Raw genomic sequence first — 25,853 nt, forward strand, 5'->3', positions numbered from 1 at the left:
CGCCGCCGATTTCTGCCGTGCGGCGTCAAATACCGTTTTCCGACGACCCCGTTCTCCAAGGTCGCCCGCAGTGTGACAAAATGTCGGAAAATTACGTCTGCGAAGCCCTATAATAGGACTGTAACGCGCGAACTTCAAGACTCTGATCGCGCAGCGCCTCAATCGCCTGCATCGCCGCGTTGCTCGCAGTAGCGGTTGTATAGATCGGAATTTTGCCAATCAGCGCCGCCGCCCGGATCGATTTGGAGTCTTTCAGCGACTGCCAGCCTTCGGTGGTGTTGAAGATCAGGTTGATGTCGCCATCCTTGATCCGGTCGACAATATGCGGACGCCCTTCGGCAACCTTGTTCACCGTCTCCACCTTGATCCCCTTGTCCGCCAGATATTGTGCGGTGCCGGAAGTGGCGATCAGGCGGAAGCCCAGCTTCTCGGCCAGACGAGCCGCCGGTTCGATGACCTTCTTGTCGGTTTCCTTGACCGATATGAAGATCGTGCCACTGTCGGGCAGCATGTTGCTTGCCCCCATTTGCGCCTTGGCAAAGGCAATCGGGAAGCTCTGGTCGATGCCCATCACTTCGCCGGTCGATTTCATTTCCGGAGACAGGATCGGGTCGATGCCGGGGAAACGGGCGAACGGGAACACCGCTTCCTTGACCGCGATATAGTCGATATGCCGGTCGATCACGGGCAGGTCCTTCAGCTTCTCGCCCGCCATCACCCGCGAGGCGATCTTGGCAATCGGTACACCGATCGCCTTGGCGACGAACGGCACCGTCCGGCTCGCCCTAGGATTGACCTCGATCAGATAGACCTCGCCATCCTTGACCGCGAACTGGATGTTCATCAGGCCGCGCACTTTCAGACCAAAGGCCAGCGCCTCGGTCTGCCGCTCCATTTCCGCGATGATCTCGTCGCTAAGATTATAAGGCGGAATCGAGCAGGCGCTGTCGCCCGAATGGACTCCGGCTTCCTCGATATGCTGCAGCACGCCGCAGACCACCGCCTCGTCGCCGTCGCAGATCGCGTCGACATCGACCTCGATCGCATCGCGCAGATATTGGTCGACCAGCACCGGACTGTCGCCCGACACCTGCACTGCGGTATTGATATAATCTTCCAGCTGCGCCGGTCCGTCGACAATTTCCATCGCCCGACCGCCGAGCACGAAGCTTGGCCGCAGCAGCACCGGATAGCCGATCCGTTCGGCGATCTTCACCGCTTCGTCGCGGGTCCGGGCCATGCCATTGTCCGGCTGCTTCAGTTTCAGCTTGTGGACCAGCTTGGCAAAGCGCTCGCGGTCCTCGGCCAGATCGATTGCGTCCGGCGAGGTGCCGAGGATCGGAATCCCGGCGTCTTCCAGCGCCTGCGCCAGCTTCAGTGGCGTCTGCCCGCCAAATTGCACGACGACGCCGACCAGTTCGCCCGACTGCTGCTCGACGTGTAGGATTTCGAGCACATCTTCTGCGGTCAGCGGTTCGAAATAGAGCCGGTCGGACGTGTCATAATCAGTCGACACGGTTTCCGGGTTGCAGTTGACCATGATCGTTTCATAGCCCGCATCCGACAGCGCGAAACAGGCGTGGCAGCAGCAATAGTCAAATTCGATCCCCTGCCCAATCCGGTTCGGCCCACCGCCCAGAATGACGATCTTCTTGCGATCCGACGGCTGCGCCTCGCATTCCGGCGCACCAAAGATCGGCGCTTCATAGGTCGAATACATATAGGGCGTCTTCGCTTCAAATTCAGCCGCACAGGTATCGATCCGCTTGAACACCGGCCGCACGCCCAGCTTGTGGCGCAGCGCGCGAACATCGGCTTCAGTCGTCGCCCCCGCCATCGCAGCCAGCGCGTCATGCACCAGACCGTGGCTTTCCGCGACCGCGCGCCCTGCCCCGCCTGCGACATGGACCGAGTCAATCGCCAGCTTGGCCAGCCGCTGATCGGAAAAGCCCATCGATTTCAGCTTGCGCAGCGCCTGCGCACCATTGGGCAAGCCATTGTCCAGAACGTCTTGCTCGGCGTCGATAATTTCCCGGATCCGCGCCAGGAACCAGGGATCAAAACCGGCGATCGCGTGGATCTCGGCATCGGTAAAGCCTTCGCGCATCGCCTGCGCAGCGACCAGCAACCGCTCCGGGGTCGCCCGCGCCAGTTCGGCGGCGATTTCGTCCCGCGGCGCACCGATCAACTCGTGCACCCGGTTGAAACCGTCGAGCCCGGTTTCCAGACCGCGCAGCGCTTTCTGCAGCGATTCATGGATATTGCGGCCAATCGCCATGACTTCGCCAACCGACTTCATCGCGGTGGACAGGAGCGGCTCGGCGCCCTTGAACTTCTCAAAGGCAAAGCGCGGAATCTTGGTGACGATATAGTCGATCGTCGGCTCGAACGAGGCCGGGGTGGCACCGGTGATGTCATTGTCGATCTCGTCGAGCGTATAGCCGACCGCCAGCCGGGCCGCGACGCTGGCAATCGGAAAGCCGGTTGCCTTGGAAGCGAGCGCCGAGGAGCGCGATACCCGCGGATTCATCTCGATCACGACCAGCCGGCCATCCTTCGGATTGACCGCGAACTGCACGTTCGACCCGCCCGTCTCCACGCCGATTTCGCGCAGCACCGCGATGCTGGCATTGCGCATGACCTGATATTCCTTGTCGGTCAGGGTCAGCGCCGGCGCGACGGTGATGCTGTCGCCGGTATGCACGCCCATCGGGTCGACATTCTCGATCGAGCAGATGATGATGCAATTGTCCGCCTTGTCGCGAACAACCTCCATCTCATATTCCTTCCAGCCGATCAGGCTTTCGTCGATCAGCACCTCGTTGGTCGGCGAGGCCTCCAGCGAAGTCCGCACATAATGAACGAATTCCTCGCGGTTATAGGCGACGCCGCCGCCGGTCCCGCCCATCGTGAAGCTCGGCCGCATGATCGCCGGCAGGCCGATTTCCTCGAGAATCTCCAGCGCCTGTTCCTCGCTGTGCGCCACCGCGCTGCGGGGACTGTCGAGCCCGATCTTGTCCATCGCCGCCTTGAACTTCTCGCGATCCTCGGCCTTGTCGATCGCCTCGGCATCGGCACCGATCATCTGCACGCCATATTTTTCGAGCACGCCGCGCTTGTTCAGCGTCAGCGCCGTATTCAGCGCCGTCTGCCCGCCCATCGTCGGCAGGATCGCATCGGGCCGTTCCTTCTCGATGATCTTCTCGACAATTTCCGGCGTAATCGGCTCGATATAGGTCGCATCCGCCATTTCCGGATCGGTCATGATCGTCGCCGGGTTGGAGTTGACGAGAATGATCCGGTAACCCTCCTCCTTGAGCGCCTTGCACGCCTGCGTACCCGAGTAATCAAACTCGCAGGCCTGCCCGATAATGATCGGGCCAGCGCCGATGATAAGGATGGATTTTATGTCAGTTCTTTTGGGCATTTATTTATAAAGTCCTACAATCAATTTGATCAGTTCATACGAGATCAGAAAAGCGTTGAGGTATGGGGATCTCAGAATTTCAACAATTTGTTTCCAGGGAACGTTAGGCGCTTCAAGAAGATGAACAACAGCATCTACCCGCCTCAAAGCATCATCCCTCGTTGAACTATCAACGTCCGATTGAGCAATGACACTTCTTAGTTGTCTAGCTGCCCCACGGATTCGCTTTATATCTTCTGAAGACACCGATTTGGACAAACCTGTCCAATCCATGCTGTCTAATTCTGAGTCGGTTAGCGGCGCTTCAGCCGACTGAATCGCAAGTTCGTCAGATACAAGAATATTTGGTCCGTGTAATGAGTAGCTTCCGTGACCAGTAAGTCGAATGCCGTTACCAAGGAGGCGCTGGCCTTCAAATGCTTCGATGAAGTCATCTTGAATCAGTTTCTCTACGGCTTTTTCGACTTTTTCTGTCAAACTCCCAGAAGATAATTCTCTTTGTTCATCTGAAGCTTCAATGATCGAGTCATCAAGTTTAAGCAGCAAATCCTCGAATTTTATCCAACCTGGCTCACCACAATCATCATAAACGCTATCCAAAGCCGACAATATCCCAATTTCTAGCTGGTCGAGAAGTTCAATCTCGTCAATCACGCCGGATTCTCGTCGGAAATCTCGCCATTCTCATTACACGCAAAACAGCCCCAGCCATCATGGTCGATATCATATTCACTTTCGATCTCGAGGCATTTGCGGGTCAGTTCGCGGATCGTGTCACGCTTCGTGTCCAGATCGGTCTGCAACTCGATCACCCACTCGTCATCCTCATTGGCGACCGTCGCCGAACGAAAACCCCATTTCGCCGCGTCATTTTTCAGCTTGTTGAGATCGGCAACCGCCCCGACAAACTGCACATTAATCTCGCGCACAACATGCGACAAATCGCCGCCCGCTGCCATATTCTGCAGGATTTCGTCATCAATGGCCCACTCTTCGGCAAGATGTGCAGGATCAATCGGTACGCTCATTGGTTTGGGCCGGTAGTTTGGGTGGGGGGGATGTAAGTTGTTTTGGGCATTAGAGAGCCGTCCCGATCAATGGAGCGATCATGGAAACTACACTTTGTGCAGCGATCTCAAAATATGGCTTCACTACATTTTCTACTGTTGAACAATAAGCGTCAAACAGAGGCATCAATAGCAGACCGCAAACCGTCAAGAGTGAAATTTTCTTGGAATTGAGCTTTTCTAATCCACTAGAGATTGTCTTTGATAACTCTTCCTTCATTGCACTGCTAAGAAAATTTGATTTCCGTAATGCTTCTGTACAATCGATCAATTTGGTATTAATATCAGTAAGTTGCTGATCTGAATTCAAATTTATCATAATGTTGGATGGGTCGGTTAAAACCTTAGAAACCGCTTGCGATTGCCACTGTGAGAAGCCATCCACAAACTTTATCAGCAAAAATAACGGCGACAGCCTGATGTCAGTTTCAAAAAAATCTCTGTCTTCTTGTTTGTCGACCAGATGAAGCGAATGGAGACTTTTCAAAGAACGTTCGACTGTCTCAAGAAACTTTGCCGGGATGGAACCAATGTGGCTATCTGATGGAATTGAGTGGGCAGGAGATAGTAGAAGTGTCAACGAGTTTAACGACTGCCAACTCGGAATTATTGCTGATTCCGAATTCTCCGCCATCGTTGTGAGGACTTCATATTGAAACGATGTGAGTAGTTCGCTCACGCCAACCCCCCGACAAATTTCTCAAACAGATAAAAACTGTCCTGCGGCCCCGGACTCGCTTCCGGATGATATTGCACGCCAAAAGCCCGCTTGCCGATAATCTCGATGCCGCAATTGCTGCCGTCGAACAGGCTCTTGTGGGTCTCGCGCACATTGTCGGGCAATGTGTCGCCATCCACCGCAAAGCCGTGGTTCATGCTGGTGATCTCGACCAGCCCCTCGGTCGCATCCCAGCCGCCGCCGATCCGCTGCACCGGATGATTGGCGCCGCGGTGGCCCTGGTGCATCTTGACCGTCTTGGCTCCCGCCGCGAGCGCCAGCATCTGATGGCCAAGGCAGATGCCGAACAGCGGAATATCAGCCTCCAGCAACTGCTGGATCACCGGAACCGCATATGCGCCGGTGGCCGCCGGATCGCCGGGGCCATTGGACAAAAACACGCCCGCCGGCTTCAGCGCCATGATTTCATCAAAGGAGGTTTTTGCAGGAACGACAGTAACTTTTGCGCCAGCCTTAACAAGGTTTCTGAAGATATTGCGCTTCGCACCATAGTCGATCGCCACCACATGCGGACGATCAAAAGATGCTTCCATTTCTTCCACCGGCGCATAGCCATGACCCATCCGCCAGGCGCCGCCCTTGTCCCAGAGCTGCGTCTGATGGCCGGTCACAACCTTGGCCAGATCCATGCCTTCCAGTCCCGCCCAGGCCCGCGCCTTGGCGAGCAGATCGTCGATATCGAACTGGCCATCCGGATCATGCGCAATCACCGCATTGGGCGCGCCGGCTTCGCGGATCCGCCGCGTCAGAGCCCTCGTATCAACACCGGAAATGCCGATCCGGCCATTATCCGCCATCCACTGATCAAACGGCTTCTGGTCGCGGAAATTGGACGGCACGGTGACATCCTCGCGGACGATGCAGCCCAGCGCATGCGGGCTGTCCGCCTCGACATCTTCGTCATTGGTCCCGACATTGCCGATATGGGGAAAGGTGAAGGTGACGATCTGCCCGGCATAGCTGGGGTCGGTCATCACTTCCTGATAGCCGGTCATCGCGGTGTTGAAGCAAACTTCACCGACCGCCGAACCGGTCGCACCAAAGCCCCTGCCCCAGACAATCGTGCCATCGGCCAATACCAATATCCCTGTTGCACCCTCGGGAGCGTCGGGATGATGGGCATTGGTCATGGGCTGTTCCTTTGGTCTGGCGTGGGCGCAAAATTTCATGGGACCTAGGACCAGATTTCTGGCGTCACAATCTATGAAAAATATTATCTTCCCGCTATGGTGATCGCTTACTCCAAAAATATGAGGAACGCCATGATTCGCGACACCGTGAAAGCCGCGCAAATTGCCGCCATGAAGGCCGGAGACAAGGAACGCACCGCCGCCACGCGCAGCATCCTGGCAAAGTTCAAGGACAAGGACATCGAGCTGCGCAACAAGGATGATGCGCGCGACGAGGACGCGATCCTGATCGACGTTCTGCAGAAAATGGCCAAACAGCGCCGCGAATCCATCGACATGTTCGAAAGCGGCGGCCGCACCGAACTGGCCGCAGCCGAAAAACAGGAACTGGCGGTAATCGAGGAATTCCTCCCCGCCCAGCTCGGCGAAGCAGAAACCGCCGCACTGATCGACGGCATCAAGACCGAACTCGGCGCCGACGGCATGAAGGACATGGGCCGCGTCATGGGCGAACTGAAAAAACGCCACGGCACCGAAATCGACATGAGCAAGGCCAGCGCGATGGTAAAGGCGGCGCTGGCGTGACTGGCGGCGGTGGCCTGACTGGCGGCCTCCACCGTTCGTGTCGAGCGACTTCAGTCCGTTCGTGTCGAGCGAAGTCGAGACACCCGGGAGGCGCGTAATTGGCTTTCTGGACCTACATGCTGTTATGCGCAGATGGCAAGTTCTACACCGGTCATACGGATGATCTGGAACGCCGGATAGCGGAACATGACAGCGGTGGATATTGTAAGTTCACGAGCCAACGACGACCTGTAGAATTGGTCTGGTCCGAGACCTTTCCCACTCGAGCAGAAGCATTGGCAGCGGAGTTAAGCGTCAAGAAATGGTCCCAGGCCAAAAAACGCGCTCTTGTTGCAGGTGACTGGAAAAAATTGTCTTATTTCGCGAAGCCACCGAAAGAACGTCTCTCGACTTCGCTCGAGACGAACGGCGAGAATGGCGGGCCAGAAGCCGTTCGTACCGAGCGAAAAACCGTTCGTGTCGAGCGAAGTCGAGACACCGGGATCACGCAATGACCCTCTCCCCCCAATGGCTCGAACAGTTACGCTCCCGTATCACCCTGTCGACTCTGATCGGCCGCACGGTAAAGGTCCAGAAAGCAGGCCGCGAATATAAGGCCTGCTGCCCGTTCCACAATGAGAAGACCCCCAGCTTCACTATCAACGACGAAAAGGGCTTTTACCACTGCTTCGGTTGCGGCGCCCATGGCGATGCGATCAGCTGGATGACCGAGCAGCGCGGTCTTGGCTTCATGGACGCCGTAAAGGATCTTGCCGCCGAAGCGCAGATGGACGTCCCCGCCCCCGATCCGCGAGCGGCCCAGCGGCAGGAAGTCCGCGCCACCCTGCACGACGTAATGGCGGCGGCGCAGGACTGGTTTGTCACGCAGTTCAACGGCATTGAGGGAGCGGCGGCCAGAGATTATCTGAAGAACCGCGGCATATCTGAGAAAACCATCCACGAGTTCGGCTTCGGCTTTGCGCCCGATTCCCGCGGCCGGCTAAAGGAAGCGCTCTCGGTCCACGGGGTCGACCAGCTGATCGAAGCCGGTCTGCTGATCAAGGTCGATGACAAGGAGCCCTATGACCGGTTCCGCGGCCGCCTGATGATCCCGATCCGCGATCCGCGCGGCCGGGTGATTGCCTTCGGTGGCCGGATATTGGGCGATGGCGAGCCGAAATATCTCAATTCTCCCGACACGCCCCTGTTCGACAAGGGCCGCACGCTCTACAATCTCGACAAGGCCTCCCCCGCCTCGCGGAAGACCGGACGAATTTTGGTGGTCGAAGGCTATATGGATGCCATCGCTCTGGCCCAGGCCGGTTTTGCCGACGTCGTCGCGCCGCTCGGCACCGCTCTTACAGAGAATCAGATCGAGCGTATCTGGAAGATGGTAGAGGCCCCGATCCTCTGCTTCGACGGCGACAGCGCCGGCCAGAAGGCCGCGATGCGCGCCGCCCTGCGCGCGCTGCCGATATTGCGCCCGGCGCACAGCCTGAACTTCATTGCGCTACCCGCCGGACAGGATCCCGATGACCTGATCCGCTCCGACGGCGCCCACGCCTTCGCCGCGCTGATCGAGAAACCACAGATGCTCGACGAGAAGATCTGGCAGGTGGAATATGCTGCCGAACCGCTCAACACGCCGGAAGCCAAGGCCGGACTCAAGAAACGTCTTGCCGATCATGTCACCGCGATAGCCGACCAGGACATTGCCCGGCACTATCGTCAGGCATTCGACGAACGCTATCAAGAGGCCTTTTTCGCCAGGAAGGACAATCGTCCGCAGCGTCAGAATTTCCAGAACAGCAATCGTAAATTCCCGTCAAAATTTGTCTCATACACGCCGATGGACGACACCAAGAGCTTTTTGCTCGAAGGCTATGACCTGCAGATTGCCAAAGGCATTTTGGGCGGCCTGATCCGACATCCCAACCGGATTTCCGGGCATTTCGAAGAGCTCAGCGCGTTCAAACTTGCCGACTCGCAATTGCAGGCCTTGCTCGGCGAATTGATCAATATCGCGATGACCAAAGAAACGCTTGATATGCAGGGCCTTCTTACCATATTGGAGAAGACAGATTGTTATAATGTCGCAAAAGGGCTGTTACGGGCCGATGCGCTGAATTTCACTTTCAACCGCAAGCTGCCAGACGATGCCCCTTCGCTTTTGATCGAACGGGCGCATCGGGATTTGGCAGAAGCGATTAAGGTGGTGACGGCGCGCCCCGGACTGGAAGCGGCTCTCGCGGAAGCAACACGGCGAGTGCAGGACGATCTTACGGAAGAAAGTTATGCCGAGCAGCAGCGCCTTCGCAAAGCAAAGCAGTTATTTCATGAGCGGTTGGTCGACCTGACCCAGATCGACGACACAGTGTAGTTTTAAATTAGGGGCCTGAGCCATTGGCAAGTAAAGCAAAAAATTCCAAAGCCGAAGACGAACCATTGATCGATCTCAACGACAGCGCGATCAAAAAGCTGATCGCCAAAGGCAAGAAGCGCGGTTACCTGACGATCGACGAGTTGAACGAAGCCCTGCCCCAGGACCAGAACGAACAGATCGAGGACGTTATGTCCGCCATCTCTGAAATGGGTGTGCGGATCGTCGAGAATGACGAGGAAGCTGCCGAAGAAATGGGCGGCGATGAAGTCGAATCGATCGACGGCAAGGATAAGGAAAAGAAAACAGCTGCCGCCGCTCCCAAGAAGACCGCTGCCGATCGCACCGACGACCCGGTCCGCATGTATCTGCGCGAAATGGGTGCCGTCGAATTGCTCAGCCGCGAAGGCGAGATCGCCATTGCCAAGCGTATCGAAGCCGGCCGCGACACCATGATCTGGGGTCTGTGCGAAAGCCCGACCACCTTCAACGCGATTATCGAATGGTCGACCGCTCTCAACGACGGCGAAATGCAGTTGCGCGAGATCCTAGATCTCGACGCCATGCTTTCAAAGGACCCGGTCCCCGAAAACCTCGACGATGAAGATGATGATGACGGCGAAATCAGCGAAAAAACCGCTGGCCCGTCGTTCAAGGACGATGACGAAGTCGAGGACGAAGAACCGGCCGACGGCGAGGATGATGACGAATCCGAACTGACCGAACGACGGACCAAGCGGGTCGTCGAAGAGGAAGAGGAAGACAATACGCTTTCCCTCGCGCAGATGGAAGAAACCCTGAAGCCAGGCGCGCTGGAAAAATTCGCCCTGATCACCTCGGTCTTCAAGAAATTCTCGAAATTGCAAACGACGCGGCTGGAATCGCTGGCGGCGGGTAAGGATTTCCCGGCCGCTTCCGAAAAGAAATATCACGATTTGCGCGAAGAACTGACCGCTTTGGTCGAAAGTGTGCAATTTCATGCCAACAAGATCGAATTTCTGGTCGACCAGCTCTATTCGTTCAACCGCCGTCTGACCACTTTGGGTGGCCAGATGCTGCGCCTCGCAGAGCGCCACAAAGTTCCCCGCCGCGCTTTCCTGGAAAGCTATGTTGGCAACGAACTGGACGACAACTGGCTCGCCAGCATGGCCAAGACCGACAAGAAATGGGCTGCCTTTGTCGAGAAAGAAGCCGACGCGGTGGATCGCATCCGGGCTGAAATTTCCGATATAGCCAATGCCACTGGCACCTCGCTGGTGGAATTCCGCCGCATCGTCAACATGGTGCAGAAGGGCGAGCGCGAAGCACGTATTGCCAAGAAGGAAATGGTCGAGGCCAACCTGCGCCTGGTGATTTCCATCGCCAAGAAATACACCAATCGCGGCCTGCAATTCCTTGATCTCATTCAGGAAGGCAATATCGGCCTGATGAAGGCGGTCGACAAGTTCGAATATCGTCGCGGCTACAAGTTCTCCACCTACGCCACATGGTGGATCAGGCAGGCGATCACCCGCTCGATTGCCGATCAGGCGCGTACGATCCGTATCCCGGTCCATATGATCGAGACGATCAACAAGCTGGTCCGCACCAGCCGCCAGTTCCTCCACGAGCAGGGCCGCGAGCCCACGCCTGAAGAAATGGCCGAGCGCCTTTCCATGCCGCTCGAAAAAGTGCGCAAGGTGATGAAGATCGCCAAGGAGCCGATCAGCCTCGAAACGCCGATCGGCGACGAGGAAGATTCGCACTTGGGCGATTTCATCGAGGACAAGAATGCGATCATCCCGGTTGACGCGGCCATTCAGGCCAACCTCAAGGAAACGGTCACGCGCGTACTCGCCAGCCTCACCCCGCGTGAGGAACGCGTGCTGCGTATGCGCTTCGGCATCGGTATGAACACCGATCACACACTCGAGGAAGTCGGCCAGCAATTCAGCGTGACCCGCGAGCGTATCCGGCAGATTGAAGCGAAGGCACTCAGAAAGCTGAAGCATCCAAGCCGCAGTCGCAAAATGCGGAGTTTCCTGGATCAATAATCTGCAGATCAGCGGCTGGCCGCTATGGTTTGTAAATCCCTAACAGTCGGTAAACCTAGTCTTTAGGTATCGTCTCTATATCCTGAGCCAGATGAAGATGAAGATGTGCATTGCATTTTCACAGGCAATCTCGGGATATCGGAGACGCGATGCTAGGACAGAATGCTCAGTTGGAAACACAGGCAGGGTTGGCGGCATTTGTCAGCAACCACGGCAGTGATGCGACGCCCTATGTCCGGCTGATCGCCGAGGATTTTTCAGTGCTCTCCGGCGCTGATATCGCCGACATCGCCCATTTTATTTGTGTTTTGCACGGCCGTCATCCCGGCGTGGTCGACAATGCGGCGGCCAAGACTGCCGATGACGCCGCCAGGGACTGGCTGCTCGAGGCAACCGGGGGATTCGCCGCCGAACGCGCGTTTTTGACCAAATTGACCGTCGCTGCGGGCCCGATCTCTGGCGTCAGCGGCGATGATCAGAGCAATGCTGCTGTGCTGGGCCAGCGCAAGGCGCTCGATATGCTGTCCCAGTCCGATCGCGCGGGATGCGCTATTGGCGCCGCTATCGCACTGGTCGTAGACTGGCATTTGATCCGCAATATTCTGGAGCAGATTGCCTTGCGTATCGGTGTCGAAGCCCGCTCTTCAATCCTGCCATCAATCAACGCCAGCTCTGATCTCAAAGCACGCTTGGCAGAAACCCCAGCTTTGGAACGCGCGTTGAATTTTGGCGCAGAACAGCTGCTCAATCAACATCGCGGCCTTTGGCAGCTCCTCGAAGCCCGTCGAAAAATGCGCCTTTCCTGCTAGGTTCTGATCAGCGTTCAGCCGTCTTAACTAAATGATTAACTTGCCTAGAATGCGAGTTTTCCCTATCGCCTTTGCTTTGAGTTTCACGGCAAGGAATAGAAAATCATGCGTTTTGACGGTACCAAGGACTATGTTGCAACAGACGATCTGAAGGTTGCTGTCAACGCCGCCATGACCCTCCGCCGCCCGCTCCTCGTCAAGGGCGAACCGGGCACCGGCAAAACGGTCTTGGCGTATGAAATTGCCAAGGCGATGGGAACACCGCTGATCGAGTGGAACGTCAAATCGACGACCAAAGCCCATCAGGGCCTTTACGAATATGACGCGGTAGCGCGTCTGCGCGACGGTCAGCTCGGCGATGAGCGCGTCCATGATATTTCCAACTATATCCGCAAAGGAAAACTGTGGGAGGCCTTTACCGCTCCCGAACTGCCCGTGCTGCTGATCGACGAAATCGACAAAGCGGATATCGAATTTCCGAACGACCTGCTGCAGGAACTCGACCGCATGGAGTTCCATGTCTACGAGACGAAAGAGACGGTCAAGGCGACGGAACGGCCGATCGTGATCATCACCTCCAATAACGAAAAAGAGCTGCCGGACGCCTTCCTGCGCCGCTGTTTCTTCCACTATATCAAATTCCCGGATCGCGAGACGATGCAGGACATCATCAACGTCCATTTCCCCGACATTCAGGGCCTGTTGGTCAAAAAAGCGATGGATATCTTCTACGACGTTCGCGATGTCCCGGGCCTCAAGAAAAAGCCCAGCACCAGCGAGCTGCTCGACTGGCTGAAACTGATCCTCAACGAAGATATGCCGCTGGAAGTGCTGCAGTCCAAGGATTCCAGCAAGGCAATCCCGCCACTGCACGGCGCGTTGCTCAAGAACGAGCAGGACGTGATGCTGTTCGAACGCCTCGCTTTCATGGCGAAACGCGAAGCGCGCTAAACAAAGGCACTGACGATGTTCTTTAACTTCATGGACGAACTCAGAGCCGCCGGTATTTCGGCGTCGCTCAAGGAACATCTGGTCCTGCTTGAGGCTCTGGAGAAGGATGTCATCCGGCAAAGCCCGGAAGAATTCTACTATCTCTCCCGCGCTACGTTCGTAAAAGATGAGGGCCTGCTCGACCGCTTTGACCAGGTTTTTTCAAAAGTCTTCAAAGGGATAGAGACCTCTTACGGCACGCAGGAAGAAGAGATCCCGCTCGACTGGCTGAAAGCGGTCGCAGAGAAATATCTTTCCGAAGAGGAAATGGAAAAGATCAAGTCACTCGGCAGCTGGGAAGAAATCATGCAGACGCTCAAAGAGCGTCTTGAAGAACAGCAGAAACGGCACGAAGGCGGCAGCAAGTGGGTCGGTACCGGGGGCACATCCCCTTACGGCAATTCCGGCTATAACCCGGAAGGCGTCCGCATTGGCGGCGAAGGCGGCCAGAAAAAGGCGATCAAAGTCTGGGACAAGCGTGAATTTCAGAATCTCGACAACACCAAGTTGCTGGGAACGCGCAATATCAAGGTCGCGCTCCGGCGCCTGCGCAAATTTGCCCGCGAAGGGGCTGCGGATGAGCTTGATATCGACCGCACCATCAGCGGCACCGCGAAACAGGGCTGGCTCGATATCCATATGCGCCCGGAGCGGCACAATGCGGTAAAATTACTGCTGTTTCTCGATGTCGGCGGCTCGATGGACCCTTTTATCAAGCTCTGCGAGGAACTGTTCAGCGCAGCAACGTCAGAGTTCAAGAATCTCGAGTTTTTCTATTTCCACAACTGCCCCTACGAAGGCCTGTGGAAGGACAATCGTCGCCGTTTCTCGGAGCGCACCAACACCTGGGACGTTCTGCACAAATATGGCCATGATTATAAACTGATCTTCGTAGGCGATGCATCGATGAGCCCCTATGAAATCACGCATCCAGGCGGCTCCGTCGAACATTTCAACGAAGAAGCCGGCGTAACCTGGATGCAGCGGCTGACAAATACCTATCCAGCCGCGGCTTGGCTCAATCCCGTTCCGGAAAAGCAATGGGGCTATTCACAAAGCGTGAAAATCATCCGCGAGCTAATGAACGACCGGATGTACCCGCTGACCGTGGACGGACTCAGCGACGCGATGAAGGAATTGACGCGAAAGCAGGGTTAGGCGTTCAGCCTTCGACCGCTAGCAAGGTCGTGCCCTCATATTTCTCGGCAGCCGGTTCAAAAATCTCTGACCGTTCGAAATGCAAGTCCTCGACCCGGACATCTTTAAGGCCGGACAGTTTGAATGTCCCGAGCTTGACCTCCCGGGGTGGCTGACCGTCCTTTTCCAGAGGAACAGCATCGACATACATCTCGTCATGGCGCGTATACAGAATATGCGGCGCCAGCTTGAAAATCGTGTTGTTATAGGTAGCTGCCACACATTTTTTGAGTGCGACGCCTTCGAAAATTTCTTTACTCGGTAACATGTATACAAATTATCAGATTCGCGGCCGATTGCAACAAATATGTTGCAGCGCAACATATCAATAAAGGTAGAGTTCCCGGACCATTTCGCCCCAAATCTGCTCGTCTGGTGTCGCAATGGCGTCGAGATCATCCCGGCTCGAGGACGGGTTTTCGATCCACTCCCGCAGTGACGGACCACCGTTGATCACGTCGAAGGCCAGCTTATCTTCCTCATATTCATAAGGAAAATCACGCCACAGCTCATATCCCGGTTTAAGCGCCGCGATCGCCTTTAGCGCCAGCGCCTGGAGACGCCAGGGACGGAAAGCATGGTGATCATAGGCCTGCCCTTCGGCGTGAATCTGCACCCCGTTGCACAATTTCCCATGATGCTTGTGAAAGGTCGGCTCAAACCAGATTTCTCGCAACAGGCATCCTTCGAGCCATTGCGGCGCAACTCGCTGCATTTCTGCAATGATCGCGCGCGCATCGATATCGGGCGCGCCGAACAGTTCCAACGGTCTCGTCGTCCCCCGCCCTTCCGAAAGCATCGTTCCTTCCAACATCACCGTCCCGGCATAGGCGCGGGCCATGTTGACGTTGGGCGCATTGGGACTCGGATTGATCCAGATACGGTCCTCCGGCCAGCCAAATCCCGGTCCTTCGGGCTGCCAACCATCCATCTCAATGACCTTGTAATCGACGTCGAGATTGAAATGACGGATTAGCCAATGCCCCATCTCGCCCATTGTCAGCCCGTGCCGCATCGGCATTGGCCCCGCGCCGACAAAGCTTTCCCAGCCATCTTCAAGGATCGTTCCTTCAATTGGCCTGCCAGCCGGATTGGGGCGATCCAGCACCCATACGGTCTTGCCATGTTCGGCCGCGGCCTCAAGCATATATCGCAATGTCGTAATGAACGTATAGATTCGGCATCCCAGATCCTGAAGGTCGATCAGGATCACGTCGAATGTGCTCATCGATTGCCCGGTCGGCCGACGCACCTCACCGTACAGACTGAATACGGGAATGCCGTGAACCGGATCATCAAAATCTGGCGACTCGATCATATTGTCCTGCTTGTCACCACGAAGACCATGTTGCGGGCCGAAAGCAGCCGTCAGGTCAATCTCATCCAGGCTCGCCAGCGCATCCAGGCTATGTGTAAGATTGTGCGTTACCGAAGCCGGGTGCGCAAGCAAAGCGACCCGTTTTCCGATCAAGGGCTTCCGCAATTCTGCGTCTTCAATCAGCCGGTCTATTCCAAATTTCATGAACGTTCTGCTGCCTCGATTTTGAGCTTAAAGCAATCCTGATGATGGAAATCGGGCTTACCCGCCGGATGGGCCAAAGCCCAGAGAGATTTCTCGCCATTGTGCATTTCAATGACGGCCGATAATCCGGCGTCAAGGGCGCTCCCCTGCAAGATGCCTGGCAATCGGACTGTCGCTTCAAGCCCGATATGGGTATCGCTGAAATCCATCAATATTTCAGGTCGTTGCGCCATGCTGAGCTGCTCCATGCCCTGGCGATAGTCCGAAAAACTATAGGCTGCCCAGTGGCCTGAGGGCGAGAAATTGAACTCGCAATAATGCTTGCTCCCAGGCTTCTTCAAAAACAGTTCAAAGCAACTGTGCTGCCAGAGACAGTCCATGCGCTGCGACGGATCGGCATGGCCCGGCAGCTTGACCTCAGAAACGGTCCCGTCGACATGATATCTCAGCCAAATCGTACCGCTATCGGACAACGACCATTCGACGATGATCTGATCAACGGCCAATGCACCAGTCAGCGGATGACAGTGCAGATTCAAACGCATATTGCGACTTTCATCATCCCCATGTAACGCACCCATCCATGACCCAATATCAATCCGATTTCCTGCGTCTACTGAATGATCGCGGCTACATCCACCAATTAACCGATGCCGATTTACTGGATTCGCTCGCAGCCGAAAGCGTTATCCCCGGCTATATCGGCTTTGATGTCACAGCCGACTCTCTCCACGTTGGCAACCTCGTCCAGATCATGTTGCTGCGGCGGCTGCAACAAGCTGGGCATAAGCCGATTGTTCTGATGGGCGGAGGGACGACCAAAATTGGCGACCCGTCCGGCAAGGATGAAATCCGTAAAATACTCGGCGATGACGGCATCGCGGCGAATTTTGCCAAAATCCGTGGTTGCTTCGAGAATTTTCTGACGTTCGGCGATGGCCCGACCGATGCGATCATGGTCAACAATGATGACTGGCTCAGCGATCTGGAATATATTCCGTTTCTGCGCGAAGTCGGCCGCCATTTCACGATCAATCGCATGCTGACCTTCGATTCTGTAAAACTCCGGCTTGAGCGCGAACAGCCGCTTACGTTTCTGGAATTCAACTACATGATCCTGCAGGCCTATGACTATCTCGAGTTGTCGCGCACATATGGCTGCCGGTTGCAAATGGGCGGCTCCGATCAATGGGGCAATATCGTAAATGGGGTTGAACTCGCCCGCCGAATGGATGGGGCCGAGCTATTTGGCGTCACCACACCTTTGATTACGAAGGCAGATGGTTCGAAGATGGGCAAGTCTGTTGACGGTGCCATCTGGCTGAATGCAGACCGGCTCTCGCCTTACGATTACTGGCAATTCTGGCGCAATACCGACGACCGGGATGTGGGCAAGTTCATGCGCCTGTTCACCGATATCGATCTGGAAGAAATCGCCCGGCTGGAAGCTCTGGAGGGAGCCGAAATCAACGAGGCAAAAAAAATCCTTGCTGATGCCGCCACGGCAATGGCCCATGGCCAAAGCGCTGCAGAAGACGCTGCAAAAACCGCGCAGCAAACATTTGAACAAGGCGCTGCAGGCGGCGACTTGCCCGTGCTCGAACTAGCAGAGGGTGAGATATCCATTCTCGATGCTCTGGTCGCTATCGGGTTCTGCGCGTCGAAAGGCGAAGCCAAGCGACTGGTCGCGGGCGGCGGTGCCCGAATTGATGATGAACGGGTGAAAGACGCCGGCGCTGTTATTCAGACGGCTGAGAAGGATATAAAAATTTCTGCCGGCAAAAAGAAACACGGGCTTTTGCGCAGGGCGTAGCTCCATCTGTGATAGAGAATTTACAGCTATTTACCATTTCTTCTTAATCAGCGTCTAGTTTCGCAATACACCTTTCACGGAGTTTTGTGACATGACGAGTATTTCGCCTGAGACAGCGCCCGATCTGCGCCGCGCGACTAGATTTTCGGTCGATTTTGAAACCATCTGCGATCTGCATCAAGGCAGCGAGATTCGCGTGCGTATCGCCAATATCTCGGCAAACGGAATGATGCTCGCAGATCCGATCGACATGGAAAAAGGAGACCGGCTTATGGTCCGCTTGCCAGTGGCCGGCCGCATCGAAGCCTTTTTGGTCTGGTCTCATCAGGGGCGTCATGGCTTCAAATTCGAACGGGTCATTCGGGAGCCTGATTTCGTTGCCATGCTGGACAAGATCAAGAGCCAGCAGAACTAACCGCTGCGCAACAGACTGACACCCCAGTCACGCTCGAACAGGTACAGCGCTATCCGCGCCGCCTGCCCCCTTTCGCTGTCTAGCCCGCCATCGCGGTCCAGCAAAAGTCGGGCATCGTCGGTGGCCGGCCCGATCAGATCGTTGACTTGCGCTGGCGAAGCGACGCGGAAACCGGCGTCTCCGGATTGTCTTGTGCCCAACAACTCCCCTGCCCCGCGCAAACGAAGATCCTCTTCCGCGATCCGGAAACCATCGTTCGTCTCACGCATCAGGGTGAGTCTGGCGCGCGCCGTTTCGCTAAGCGTATCGCTGCGAATCAGCAAACAATTGGATTTGACACTGCCGCGCCCGACTCTGCCGCGAAGCTGATGCAATTGAGCGAGGCCGAAACGGTCGGCGGCCTCAATAATCATCAGGCTGGCATTCGGCACATCCACGCCGACTTCGATCACGGTCGTGGCAACCAGAACTTTGATCTCATTGCGTTGAAAACGATCCATGACCGAGTCTTTTTCGGGGCCTTTCATCCGGCCATGCACCATCCCGACCTGATCGCCAAATCGCGCTTGCAGGCTGGCTGCCCGGTCTTCCGCTGCTGCGAGATCGCTTTTCTCGCTTTCGTCGATCAGCGGGCATACCCAGTAGGCCTGTCCGCCCGCAGCTATATGCCGGGCCAATCCGTCCACCACATCGGATATGCGGGAATTGGAAATCACGCTGGTATCGATCGATTGCCGACCGGGAGGCAATTCATCGATGCGCGAAACATCCATCTCGCCATATTGACTAAGCGTCAGAGTCCGCGGAATAGGCGTTGCGGTCATCGCCAGCAGATGAGGCGTACGCTCTGCTTTCTGGGTCAGCATCAGGCGCTGAGAGACGCCGAATTTATGCTGCTCGTCGATCACAGCCACCGCGAGATTTTTGTAGCGGACATGCTCTTGGAAGATTGCGTGGGTACCGATCAATATATCGATCGACCCATCCATTAGTCCCATGAGCGTGGCTTCCCGCACTTTGCCCTTGTCGCGCCCGGTCAATATTGCGAGATTGACGGGCACACCTGCCAGCGTCTTTTGCAAACTGTTGAAATGCTGACGCGCCAAAATTTCCGTCGGTGCAAGGAATGCGCCCTGATATCCTGCTTCCACCGCAGATAGCAGTGCCATCAGCGCGACGAGTGTCTTACCGGAGCCGACATCGCCCTGGAGCAAGCGCAACATCGGTGCACTTTGCGCGAGATCACCTTCTATTTCGGCAATGCACCGCTGCTGCGCATTGGTGAGTTGGAAGGGCAGCGCCATCTGCTTACGAAGCCTGCCGTCGCCCTGAATCGGCGTCCCCTTCTTCGTCCGGTTATTTGCGCGCACCAGCATGAACGCCAACTGGTTGGCAAAAACTTCGTCATAAGCCAGCCGGTCATCGGCGTCCGTGCTTTCCGCACTGTGAAGTGCGAGCACACTATGCTTCCAGCTTTTCCAGCTTTTGGTGGCGAGCTGGCTTGGCTCGATCCATTCCGGCAGATCCGGAGCCAGTGCCAGCGATTGCTCGATCAATTGCCGCATCCGCGCGTTGCCAAGCCCGTCGGCCAATGGATAAATGGGCTCCAGCAAGGCAATGGCATTTTTTTGGTCAGGATCGAGCACCTGGTCCGGATGGACCATCTGAAGTTCGTCTCCGTAACGCTCCAGCTTCCCCGAAATCACTTTTCGCTCACCCAGCGGGAGCAACTTCTTCGGCCATCCCGGATTGCGCCCGAAAAAAGTCAGGCTGATATAATTGCCGAGCTTGTCCGTCGCGTGTACCCGTAGCGGGCTGCGCGGCCCTCCCGTGCGATAGTCAACCGGGGTAACCTCGATAATGATCGTCTCGCCGACATCGATTTCATCCAACACATCGACCCGTTTTCGGTGCATCCAGTAACTGGGTTGATGATACAGCAGGTCTTTCACCCGCGTCAGCCGCAGCTTCTCAAGCGGCTTGGCCAGCACCTTGCCGACGCCCTTGAGCGACTGGGTTTCACCAAATAATGGATTGAGTATCTCGGGCCGCATGTCTATCCGCCTTTATACCCCCGCTGGCGCATTATGCCAGCCAAGTTGGAGCAGCAAATATGGACCGCGAGACAAGGCTGAAACGCCTGCAATTTCGCGCATGGCATCGCGGCACGCGCGAAGCCGATTTCCTGATCGGTGGTTTTTTTAATCGCTACAGTCATGCGTGGTCAGAAAAAGAGTTGGACTGGTTCGAGAGCCTGCTCGTCGAAGACGATGTCCATGTCATGGCCTGGGCGATCGGAACGCTGCCCGTGCCTCCTGCGTTTGATGGACCACAAATGGCCGCGATGCAGCGGCTCGACTATATTGACGCGACCAAATAATATTCCTGTCCTGTAGCCAAAAGCGATCCTGAGTGTCTTATCTAGATAGATTATTGTCGTCCGAAAAGGGCATGACTCTGGCTGCGGTGCCGGTGGGCTATCGGCCGCTTTTCCTGTGCGAAACAGCGGTGCAGTCGGGCAAGCGGACGATGTTTGTCGCCACCGATGATGCAGCGATGAGCGCCGTGGTCGAAGCCGCGCATTTCTTCGCCCCCGATCTGGATATTATCGAGTTCCCAGCATGGGATTGCCTGCCCTATGATCGGGCATCCCCCGCTCTCCACACCACATCCGACCGGCTTGCCGCACTGGCGAAGCTTGCCGAGCCATTCACGGGTCCTCAACTGGTCGTGACAACCGTTAACGCGGTGACCCAGCGCGTGCTCGAGCCGGCCCGAATCAAGGACTTTGTCACCCACCTGGCACCCGGCACGACCGTCGAGCAGGAAAATCTGATCTCTTTCCTCTACGCCAACGGCTTCGTTCGCGTCGACACGGTCGCAGACAGCGGTGAATTCGCAGCGCGCGGCGGTCTTATTGACCTGTTTCCGCCAGGCGCACGGCTACCAATCCGCATCGATCTTTTCGGCGACGAGATTGAAACGCTGCGCGAGTTCGATCCCGCTGACCAGCGCACCGTGGGGAACATCGATGAACTGGACCTGCTGCCGGTTTCGGAATTTCTGCTGGACGCCGACAGTATCACCCGCTTTCGCACGCGCTATCGCGATCTTTTTGGCGCCGTTTCAACAAGCGATGCGCTCTATCAGTCAATCTCGGAGGGTCGTCGTCTGGCCGGGATGGAGCATTGGCTACCGCTGCTCGAAGACCGACTGGCGACAATTTTCGACTATATGGGAGACGATTGCGTCATCTTGCGGGATGTTGCGGGATCGGCTGCCGCTGAGGCGCAATTTGCGTCGATCGCAGATTACCACAAAAACCGGGTCGAGGCTGACCAGAGCAATCTTTCCAGTTACCGGCCGCTCCCTCCGGAGATGCTATATCTGACGCCGGACGAATGGCGCTCGATCGAGAATGATACGCCGGTTCATATTCTAAGTGAATTTGACGAGCCTGAATCGGAAACCACATTGTCGATGTCGGTTTCATCTCCCCGCGACTTTTCTCCCGAGCGCGCCCGCAATGAGAATATTTATCAGGCGCTGAGCGCTCATCTGGCCAGCCTGACAAAATCTGGAACAACAGCGATCGTCGCGAGCTACAGCAAGGGATCGCGGGCGCGCATTTTTGACCTTCTCAAAGACCACGGCGTTACGGCGGTAGCACTCTGTGATGACTGGAACGCCTGTCTGTCGGCCGGTCCGGCTATCGCTCTGACCATCTTGCCGCTTTCATCGGGCTTTCGGACAGAAAGGCTGTCCCTCCTTACCGAACAGGATATTTTCGGAGATCGCTTGGTGCGCAAATCCAAGCGGCGCAAGAGCAGCGATGCCTTCATCGAAGAATTGTCGGCGCTCAGCCAAGGCGATCTGGTTGTCCATCTCGAGCATGGTATCGGGCTGTATGAAGGCATAGTTTCGATCCCGGTCGGCACCAGCCCGCACGACTGTGTGCACCTGAAATATGCCGGTGGCGACAAGCTTTACGTGCCGGTCGAGAATATCGATGTGCTCAGCCGCTATGGTGAAGGCGGAGACAGCGTTGTCCTCGACCGGCTCGGCGGTGAAGGCTGGCAAAGACGCAAATCGAAGCTGAAAGAACGCATTCGGGCGATTGCGCATGAACTGCTTCGCACGGCAGCGGCACGGGCATTGCAACCGGCGACTCCAGCGCGCGTCGAGGCCTCCGAAATGGCCGGTTTTGTCGATCGCTTCCCCTATCAGGAAACCGACGATCAGCAGCAGGCGATCGAAGAGGTTCTTGGCGACATGGCATCCGGCAAGGCTATGGATCGGCTGGTCTGCGGGGATGTCGGTTTTGGCAAGACGGAGGTCGCCATGCGCGCCGCTTTTGCAGCGGCTATGGCCGGGATGCAGGTCGCGATCATCGCCCCGACCACGCTGCTTGCTCGGCAGCATTTCAACAATTTCGAAGAACGTTTCCGTCCGTTCCCGGTAAAAATTGGCCGCCTTTCACGTCTGGTACCACCTGCAGAAGCCAAGAAGACCAAAGAAGGTCTGGCCAGTGGCGAAGTCGATATTGTCATCGGCACCCATGCGCTGCTTGCCAAATCCATCGAATTCGAGCGCCTCGGCTTGATCATCATTGATGAAGAGCAGCGCTTTGGCGTGACCCACAAGGAACGCCTCAAGGCGATGAAGGCCGATGTCCATGTATTGACGCTCACCGCCACGCCGATCCCGCGCACCTTGCAGATGGCAATGACCGGGATGCGCGAGCTTTCGGTCATCCAGACGCCGCCGGTCGACCGGCTAGCGGTCCGTACTTATGTCATGCCATGGGACCCGGTGCCCTTGCGCGAGGCATTGCTGCGTGAACATTATCGCGGCGGCCAGTCCTTCATAGTGGTTCCGCGTATCGCCGACCTCCCGGACATCGAAGATTTCCTCAAGAAACATGCTCCGGAATTGACCTATGTTGTCGCCCATGGCCAGATGAGTCCCGCAACCGTCGAAGAGCGGATGTCTGCCTTTTATGACCGCAAATATGATGTGTTGCTCTCGACCACGATTGTCGAAAGCGGTTTGGACATTCCAAGTGCCAACACGCTGGTCATCCATCGCGCGGATCGATTCGGACTGGCCCAGCTTTATCAACTCAGAGGACGCGTCGGCCGCTCGAAAACCCGCGCTTACGCCTATATGATCACGCCCAAAGACCGAGTGATCACCGAAAAGGCAGAGAAACGCCTGAAAATTCTGGGCGATCTCGACAGTCTCGGAGCCGGCTTTGAACTCGCGAGCCATGATCTCGACATCCGCGGTGCCGGCAACCTGCTGGGCGACGAGCAATCCGGCCATATCAAGGAAGTCGGCTTCGAATTATACCAGTCGATGCTGGAAGACGCCATTCTTGAAGCGAAGGCCAAGGGCTCCGGCATGCCCGTTCAGACCGACGGCTTTTCCCCGCAGATCACCGTCGACGCACCGATTCTGATCCCCGAAGAATATGTCCCGGACCTGTCTCTGCGCATGGGTCTTTATCGCCGGATGAACGGCCTCAAGACGCTGCAGGAAATCGAATCCTTCGCGGCAGAAATGATCGACCGGTTCGGCGACCTGCCGATCCAGACCGACAATCTGCTGAAGCTCATGCATATCAAGATGAATTGCGTGAAGGCACACATCGCGAAAATAGAGATGGGTCCACGCGGTGCTCTGGTGACATTTCAGAACGACACGTTCCCCAACGTCCCGGGACTTCTGGACTATGTCGACCGGCTCAAGGGAACCGCGCGCATTCGGCCGGACAACAAACTCTTCATCGAGCGCAAGTGGCGTGACCCCAAGTCTCGCTTGCACGGGCTGACCCAGCTGACCACAGGCCTGTCAAAACTGGCGCAGCGAACGACCGGCTAGTTGCTACGCAGCGCGAAGGCTTCAAATTCGTCCGGTGAAAGGGGTCCTGACCTCAAAAACCCCTGGAAATATTCGCAGCCCTGCTCTGCCAGCGTGTTCAGTTGGGCTTCTGTTTCCACGCCTTCGGCGATGACACTCAAACCTAGGCTGTGGGCCATGTCGATGATCGATCGCACGACAACCTGATCCTTTGCTGACCCACTGATGTCACCCGTCAGGCCGCTGTCGATTTTGATATAGTCGACCGGCAGTTCCTTGAGATAGGACAGACTGCTGTAGCCGGTTCCAAAATCGTCAATCGCGATAGATATATTTCCCTCTCGCAGGCGGTCCAGTTTCTTGGCTGAAACCGACAGGTTGCCGATCAATTCGGATTCGGTGATTTCCAGCGTCAGACGATCCGGTTCGAAACCTGCAATATCGATCTGCTGCAGCATATCATCGTCGAAGGTCGCAATCGCCAAATCGCTGGCCGTCACATTGATGGAAAGGCGCAAAAAACTGAGGCTGGCTGGCCAGCTTGCGGCCAGTGTAAGCGCCTGTTTATGGATTTGCGCAGAAAGAGACTCCATCATCCCTGCCCGTTCCGCGACCGCAAAAAGCGTTGGCGCGCCCAATAGACCATATTCCGGGTGCTCCCAACGCGCCAGGGCCTCCACTCCGACCAGTTGTCCGGTATCGACCTTTATCTGGGGTTGAAAAGCGATAACGATTTCACCGCGAGCCATCGCTCCTGCCAACTGCTCTTCCAGCAGTTCTTCCAGATGGACGTCCGCTTCTGGCATCGTGCTGAAATTGATGGGGAGAGCATCTGCAGAGGTCGCTTCAGCGAGAGCCAGCACGGCTTTCCTGATCAGAGTCTTCGCACTGGAACCGCTGGTTCCAATCGCGACCCCTGCCCGCGCCACCGCATTGATCGGCCGCCCCTCCAGCCCCAGGTCGCTAAAGACGCTGGCTATCAATTTATTGGCGAAGTCAGAAACATCACCATCGGGAATATCCGCCAGCGCTATCAGAAAGTTCTGACCGTCCAGACGAGCAACCAGATGCGGTCCTACATATTGGCGCCGCGTTTGATCCATCAGCTTGTGACCGACTATCCTGAGCAATTGGTCGCCCGCATGGCGCCCAAATGCAGCGTTGATCATCCGGAAGTTTTTGATGCCGATAGCGATCAGCGTCATTTGGCTGCCGGCTTCCAGGGCTTGCTCTATCCAGGTGCTGGCCGATGCCGTGTTCCGCAACCCGGACAGCAAATCCCGCCCGGTCCAGTCAGCCCCGTCGCCGTTACCCGCAAGAAATTCAATCCGGCCAACGATCTTTCCGTCCGCTTTGTACAAATGGTGGATCACTTTTCGGCCGTTAAACTGGTGAGGAACGGCCGCCTGTCTGGAGCCATCGCGTAAGCGTCCCATCGCTCCCCGGACACGCTTCTTTTCCTCCCGAGACAGAGAGCGATAGATACCGCTCACAGGATAAGTCGCAAAATCAATATCACCAGCGGCCGCCAAGAGGCTGTCGCTTATCCAATAATCGCTCATCGATCCTATTGTCATGGACCACTGCAAATCTGCATAGGTCAGCAAGGATTGCTCATCTCTTGCCCGCTCCGCACCGCCGCGAAAATTTTCGACGTAGCGAAAGGCATATTTGATCGCCTGCTCCAAATCGGCACCGCTGGCGGCGAAATCCAGATAATGGGTGGCTCCTGCATCAAAGCAGCGCGCAACAATTTCCTGGCTGTGGTTACTGTCAACCAGTGCCAACAAGGCTATGCCACCCTCCACTGCATTGGCAGAAAGCGCTTCGATCGCTTCCAGACCCGTATTTTCTGAATGTCGCACATCAATCACGGCAATCATTGCACCGGCTGAAAAAAAACGA

General features: G+C 56.3%; 21 protein-coding genes. 11 read left to right on the forward strand and 10 right to left on the reverse strand.

Going from position 1 to position 25,853, the window contains the following annotated elements; all coding sequences use genetic code 11:
- Positions 1-91 precede the first annotated feature (91 nt).
- From carB to carA, 5 genes are read right to left on the reverse strand one after another with little or no spacing between them, the layout of a single operon-like run.
- On the reverse strand, positions 92-3,427 hold the full coding sequence (gene carB, locus ACN0WW_RS02435) for a carbamoyl-phosphate synthase large subunit (RefSeq protein WP_417609035.1): 3,336 nt from the start codon (positions 3,425-3,427) through the stop codon (positions 92-94).
- Positions 3,428-4,081: a hypothetical protein gene (locus ACN0WW_RS02440; protein ID WP_417609037.1), complete on the reverse strand. Its 654-nt coding sequence runs from the start codon at positions 4,079-4,081 to the stop codon at positions 3,428-3,430. It lies immediately after the preceding gene.
- The gene (locus ACN0WW_RS02445; protein ID WP_417609039.1) at positions 4,078-4,455 is read right to left on the reverse strand and encodes a ribonuclease E inhibitor RraB; all 378 of its coding nucleotides are present in this window, start codon (positions 4,453-4,455) and stop codon (positions 4,078-4,080) included. The genes ACN0WW_RS02440 and ACN0WW_RS02445 overlap by 4 nt, the downstream gene beginning before the upstream one ends.
- 49 nt (positions 4,456-4,504) lie before the next feature.
- Entirely contained in the window at positions 4,505-5,173 is a 669-nt protein-coding gene (locus ACN0WW_RS02450; protein ID WP_417609041.1) for a hypothetical protein, read from the reverse strand.
- The gene (carA, locus tag ACN0WW_RS02455; protein WP_417609043.1) at positions 5,170-6,363 is read right to left on the reverse strand and encodes a glutamine-hydrolyzing carbamoyl-phosphate synthase small subunit; all 1,194 of its coding nucleotides are present in this window, start codon (positions 6,361-6,363) and stop codon (positions 5,170-5,172) included. Before carA ends, ACN0WW_RS02450 begins: the two co-directional genes overlap by 4 nt.
- Before the next feature lie 132 nt (positions 6,364-6,495).
- On the opposite strand from carA, the gene ACN0WW_RS02460 reads away from it, so the two are divergent.
- The 7 genes from ACN0WW_RS02460 (at position 6,496) to ACN0WW_RS02490 (ending at position 14,297) form a co-directional block, all read left to right on the forward strand.
- Positions 6,496-6,948 (forward strand): GatB/YqeY domain-containing protein, encoded by a 453-nt coding sequence (locus tag ACN0WW_RS02460; RefSeq protein WP_417609045.1) that lies wholly within the window; start codon positions 6,496-6,498, stop codon positions 6,946-6,948.
- A gap of 98 nt (positions 6,949-7,046) precedes the next feature.
- Positions 7,047-7,442, forward strand: a complete 396-nt coding sequence (locus tag ACN0WW_RS02465; RefSeq protein ID WP_417609047.1) for a GIY-YIG nuclease family protein — start codon at positions 7,047-7,049, stop codon at positions 7,440-7,442.
- Positions 7,439-9,307, forward strand: a complete 1,869-nt coding sequence (gene dnaG, locus ACN0WW_RS02470) for a DNA primase (protein WP_417609049.1) — start codon at positions 7,439-7,441, stop codon at positions 9,305-9,307. The genes ACN0WW_RS02465 and dnaG overlap by 4 nt, the downstream gene beginning before the upstream one ends.
- Before the next feature lie 23 nt (positions 9,308-9,330).
- Entirely contained in the window at positions 9,331-11,340 is a 2,010-nt protein-coding gene (rpoD, locus tag ACN0WW_RS02475) for an RNA polymerase sigma factor RpoD (protein ID WP_417609051.1), read from the forward strand.
- Positions 11,341-11,489: 149 nt separating this feature from the next.
- Positions 11,490-12,149 (forward strand): DUF6975 family protein, encoded by a 660-nt coding sequence (locus ACN0WW_RS02480; protein WP_417609053.1) that lies wholly within the window; start codon positions 11,490-11,492, stop codon positions 12,147-12,149.
- A gap of 105 nt (positions 12,150-12,254) precedes the next feature.
- A complete protein-coding gene (locus tag ACN0WW_RS02485) occupies positions 12,255-13,100 on the forward strand; it encodes an AAA family ATPase (RefSeq protein ID WP_417609055.1) in 846 nt (281 codons plus the stop codon).
- A gap of 15 nt (positions 13,101-13,115) precedes the next feature.
- The gene (locus ACN0WW_RS02490; protein ID WP_417609057.1) at positions 13,116-14,297 is read left to right on the forward strand and encodes a vWA domain-containing protein; all 1,182 of its coding nucleotides are present in this window, start codon (positions 13,116-13,118) and stop codon (positions 14,295-14,297) included.
- Positions 14,298-14,301: 4 nt separating this feature from the next.
- Here ACN0WW_RS02490 and ACN0WW_RS02495 read toward each other — a convergent pair whose 3' ends face one another.
- The 3 genes from ACN0WW_RS02495 to ACN0WW_RS02505 are packed head-to-tail and all read right to left on the reverse strand — an operon-like array spanning position 14,302 to position 16,403.
- Positions 14,302-14,604: a hypothetical protein gene (locus ACN0WW_RS02495; protein ID WP_417609059.1), complete on the reverse strand. Its 303-nt coding sequence runs from the start codon at positions 14,602-14,604 to the stop codon at positions 14,302-14,304.
- Positions 14,605-14,661: 57 nt separating this feature from the next.
- The gene (locus ACN0WW_RS02500; RefSeq protein ID WP_417609061.1) at positions 14,662-15,858 is read right to left on the reverse strand and encodes an exo-beta-N-acetylmuramidase NamZ domain-containing protein; all 1,197 of its coding nucleotides are present in this window, start codon (positions 15,856-15,858) and stop codon (positions 14,662-14,664) included.
- Complete coding sequence (locus ACN0WW_RS02505; protein WP_417609063.1) at positions 15,855-16,403, reverse strand: DOMON-like domain-containing protein; 549 nt, start codon at positions 16,401-16,403, stop codon at positions 15,855-15,857. Before ACN0WW_RS02505 ends, ACN0WW_RS02500 begins: the two co-directional genes overlap by 4 nt.
- 38 nt (positions 16,404-16,441) lie before the next feature.
- Here ACN0WW_RS02505 and tyrS point away from each other — a divergent pair, with 38 nt between their 5' ends.
- Together tyrS and ACN0WW_RS02515 are read left to right on the forward strand one after the other, a co-directional pair.
- Positions 16,442-17,671 (forward strand): tyrosine--tRNA ligase, encoded by a 1,230-nt coding sequence (tyrS, locus tag ACN0WW_RS02510; RefSeq protein WP_417609065.1) that lies wholly within the window; start codon positions 16,442-16,444, stop codon positions 17,669-17,671.
- Between the two features lie 91 nt (positions 17,672-17,762).
- The gene (locus tag ACN0WW_RS02515; protein WP_417609067.1) at positions 17,763-18,086 is read left to right on the forward strand and encodes a PilZ domain-containing protein; all 324 of its coding nucleotides are present in this window, start codon (positions 17,763-17,765) and stop codon (positions 18,084-18,086) included.
- Here ACN0WW_RS02515 and recG read toward each other — a convergent pair.
- Positions 18,083-20,140, reverse strand: coding sequence for an ATP-dependent DNA helicase RecG (recG, locus tag ACN0WW_RS02520; RefSeq protein WP_417609069.1), 2,058 nt, complete (start codon positions 20,138-20,140; stop codon positions 18,083-18,085). The genes ACN0WW_RS02515 and recG overlap by 4 nt on opposite strands.
- 59 nt (positions 20,141-20,199) lie before the next feature.
- On the opposite strand from recG, the gene ACN0WW_RS02525 reads away from it, so the two are divergent.
- Both ACN0WW_RS02525 and mfd read left to right on the forward strand, forming a co-directional pair.
- Positions 20,200-20,466: a succinate dehydrogenase assembly factor 2 gene (locus ACN0WW_RS02525; RefSeq protein WP_417609071.1), complete on the forward strand. Its 267-nt coding sequence runs from the start codon at positions 20,200-20,202 to the stop codon at positions 20,464-20,466.
- A gap of 32 nt (positions 20,467-20,498) precedes the next feature.
- Positions 20,499-23,969, forward strand: a complete 3,471-nt coding sequence (gene mfd, locus ACN0WW_RS02530; RefSeq protein WP_417609073.1) for a transcription-repair coupling factor — start codon at positions 20,499-20,501, stop codon at positions 23,967-23,969.
- On the opposite strand, the gene ACN0WW_RS02535 is transcribed toward mfd, so the two are convergent.
- Positions 23,966-25,831, reverse strand: coding sequence for a putative bifunctional diguanylate cyclase/phosphodiesterase (locus ACN0WW_RS02535; protein ID WP_417609075.1), 1,866 nt, complete (start codon positions 25,829-25,831; stop codon positions 23,966-23,968). The genes mfd and ACN0WW_RS02535 overlap by 4 nt on opposite strands.
- Between the last annotated feature and the right edge of the window lie 22 nt (positions 25,832-25,853).

This window comes from Parasphingorhabdus sp., from assembly GCF_048269865.1.
Classification (GTDB): Bacteria; Pseudomonadota; Alphaproteobacteria; order Sphingomonadales; family Sphingomonadaceae; genus Parasphingorhabdus.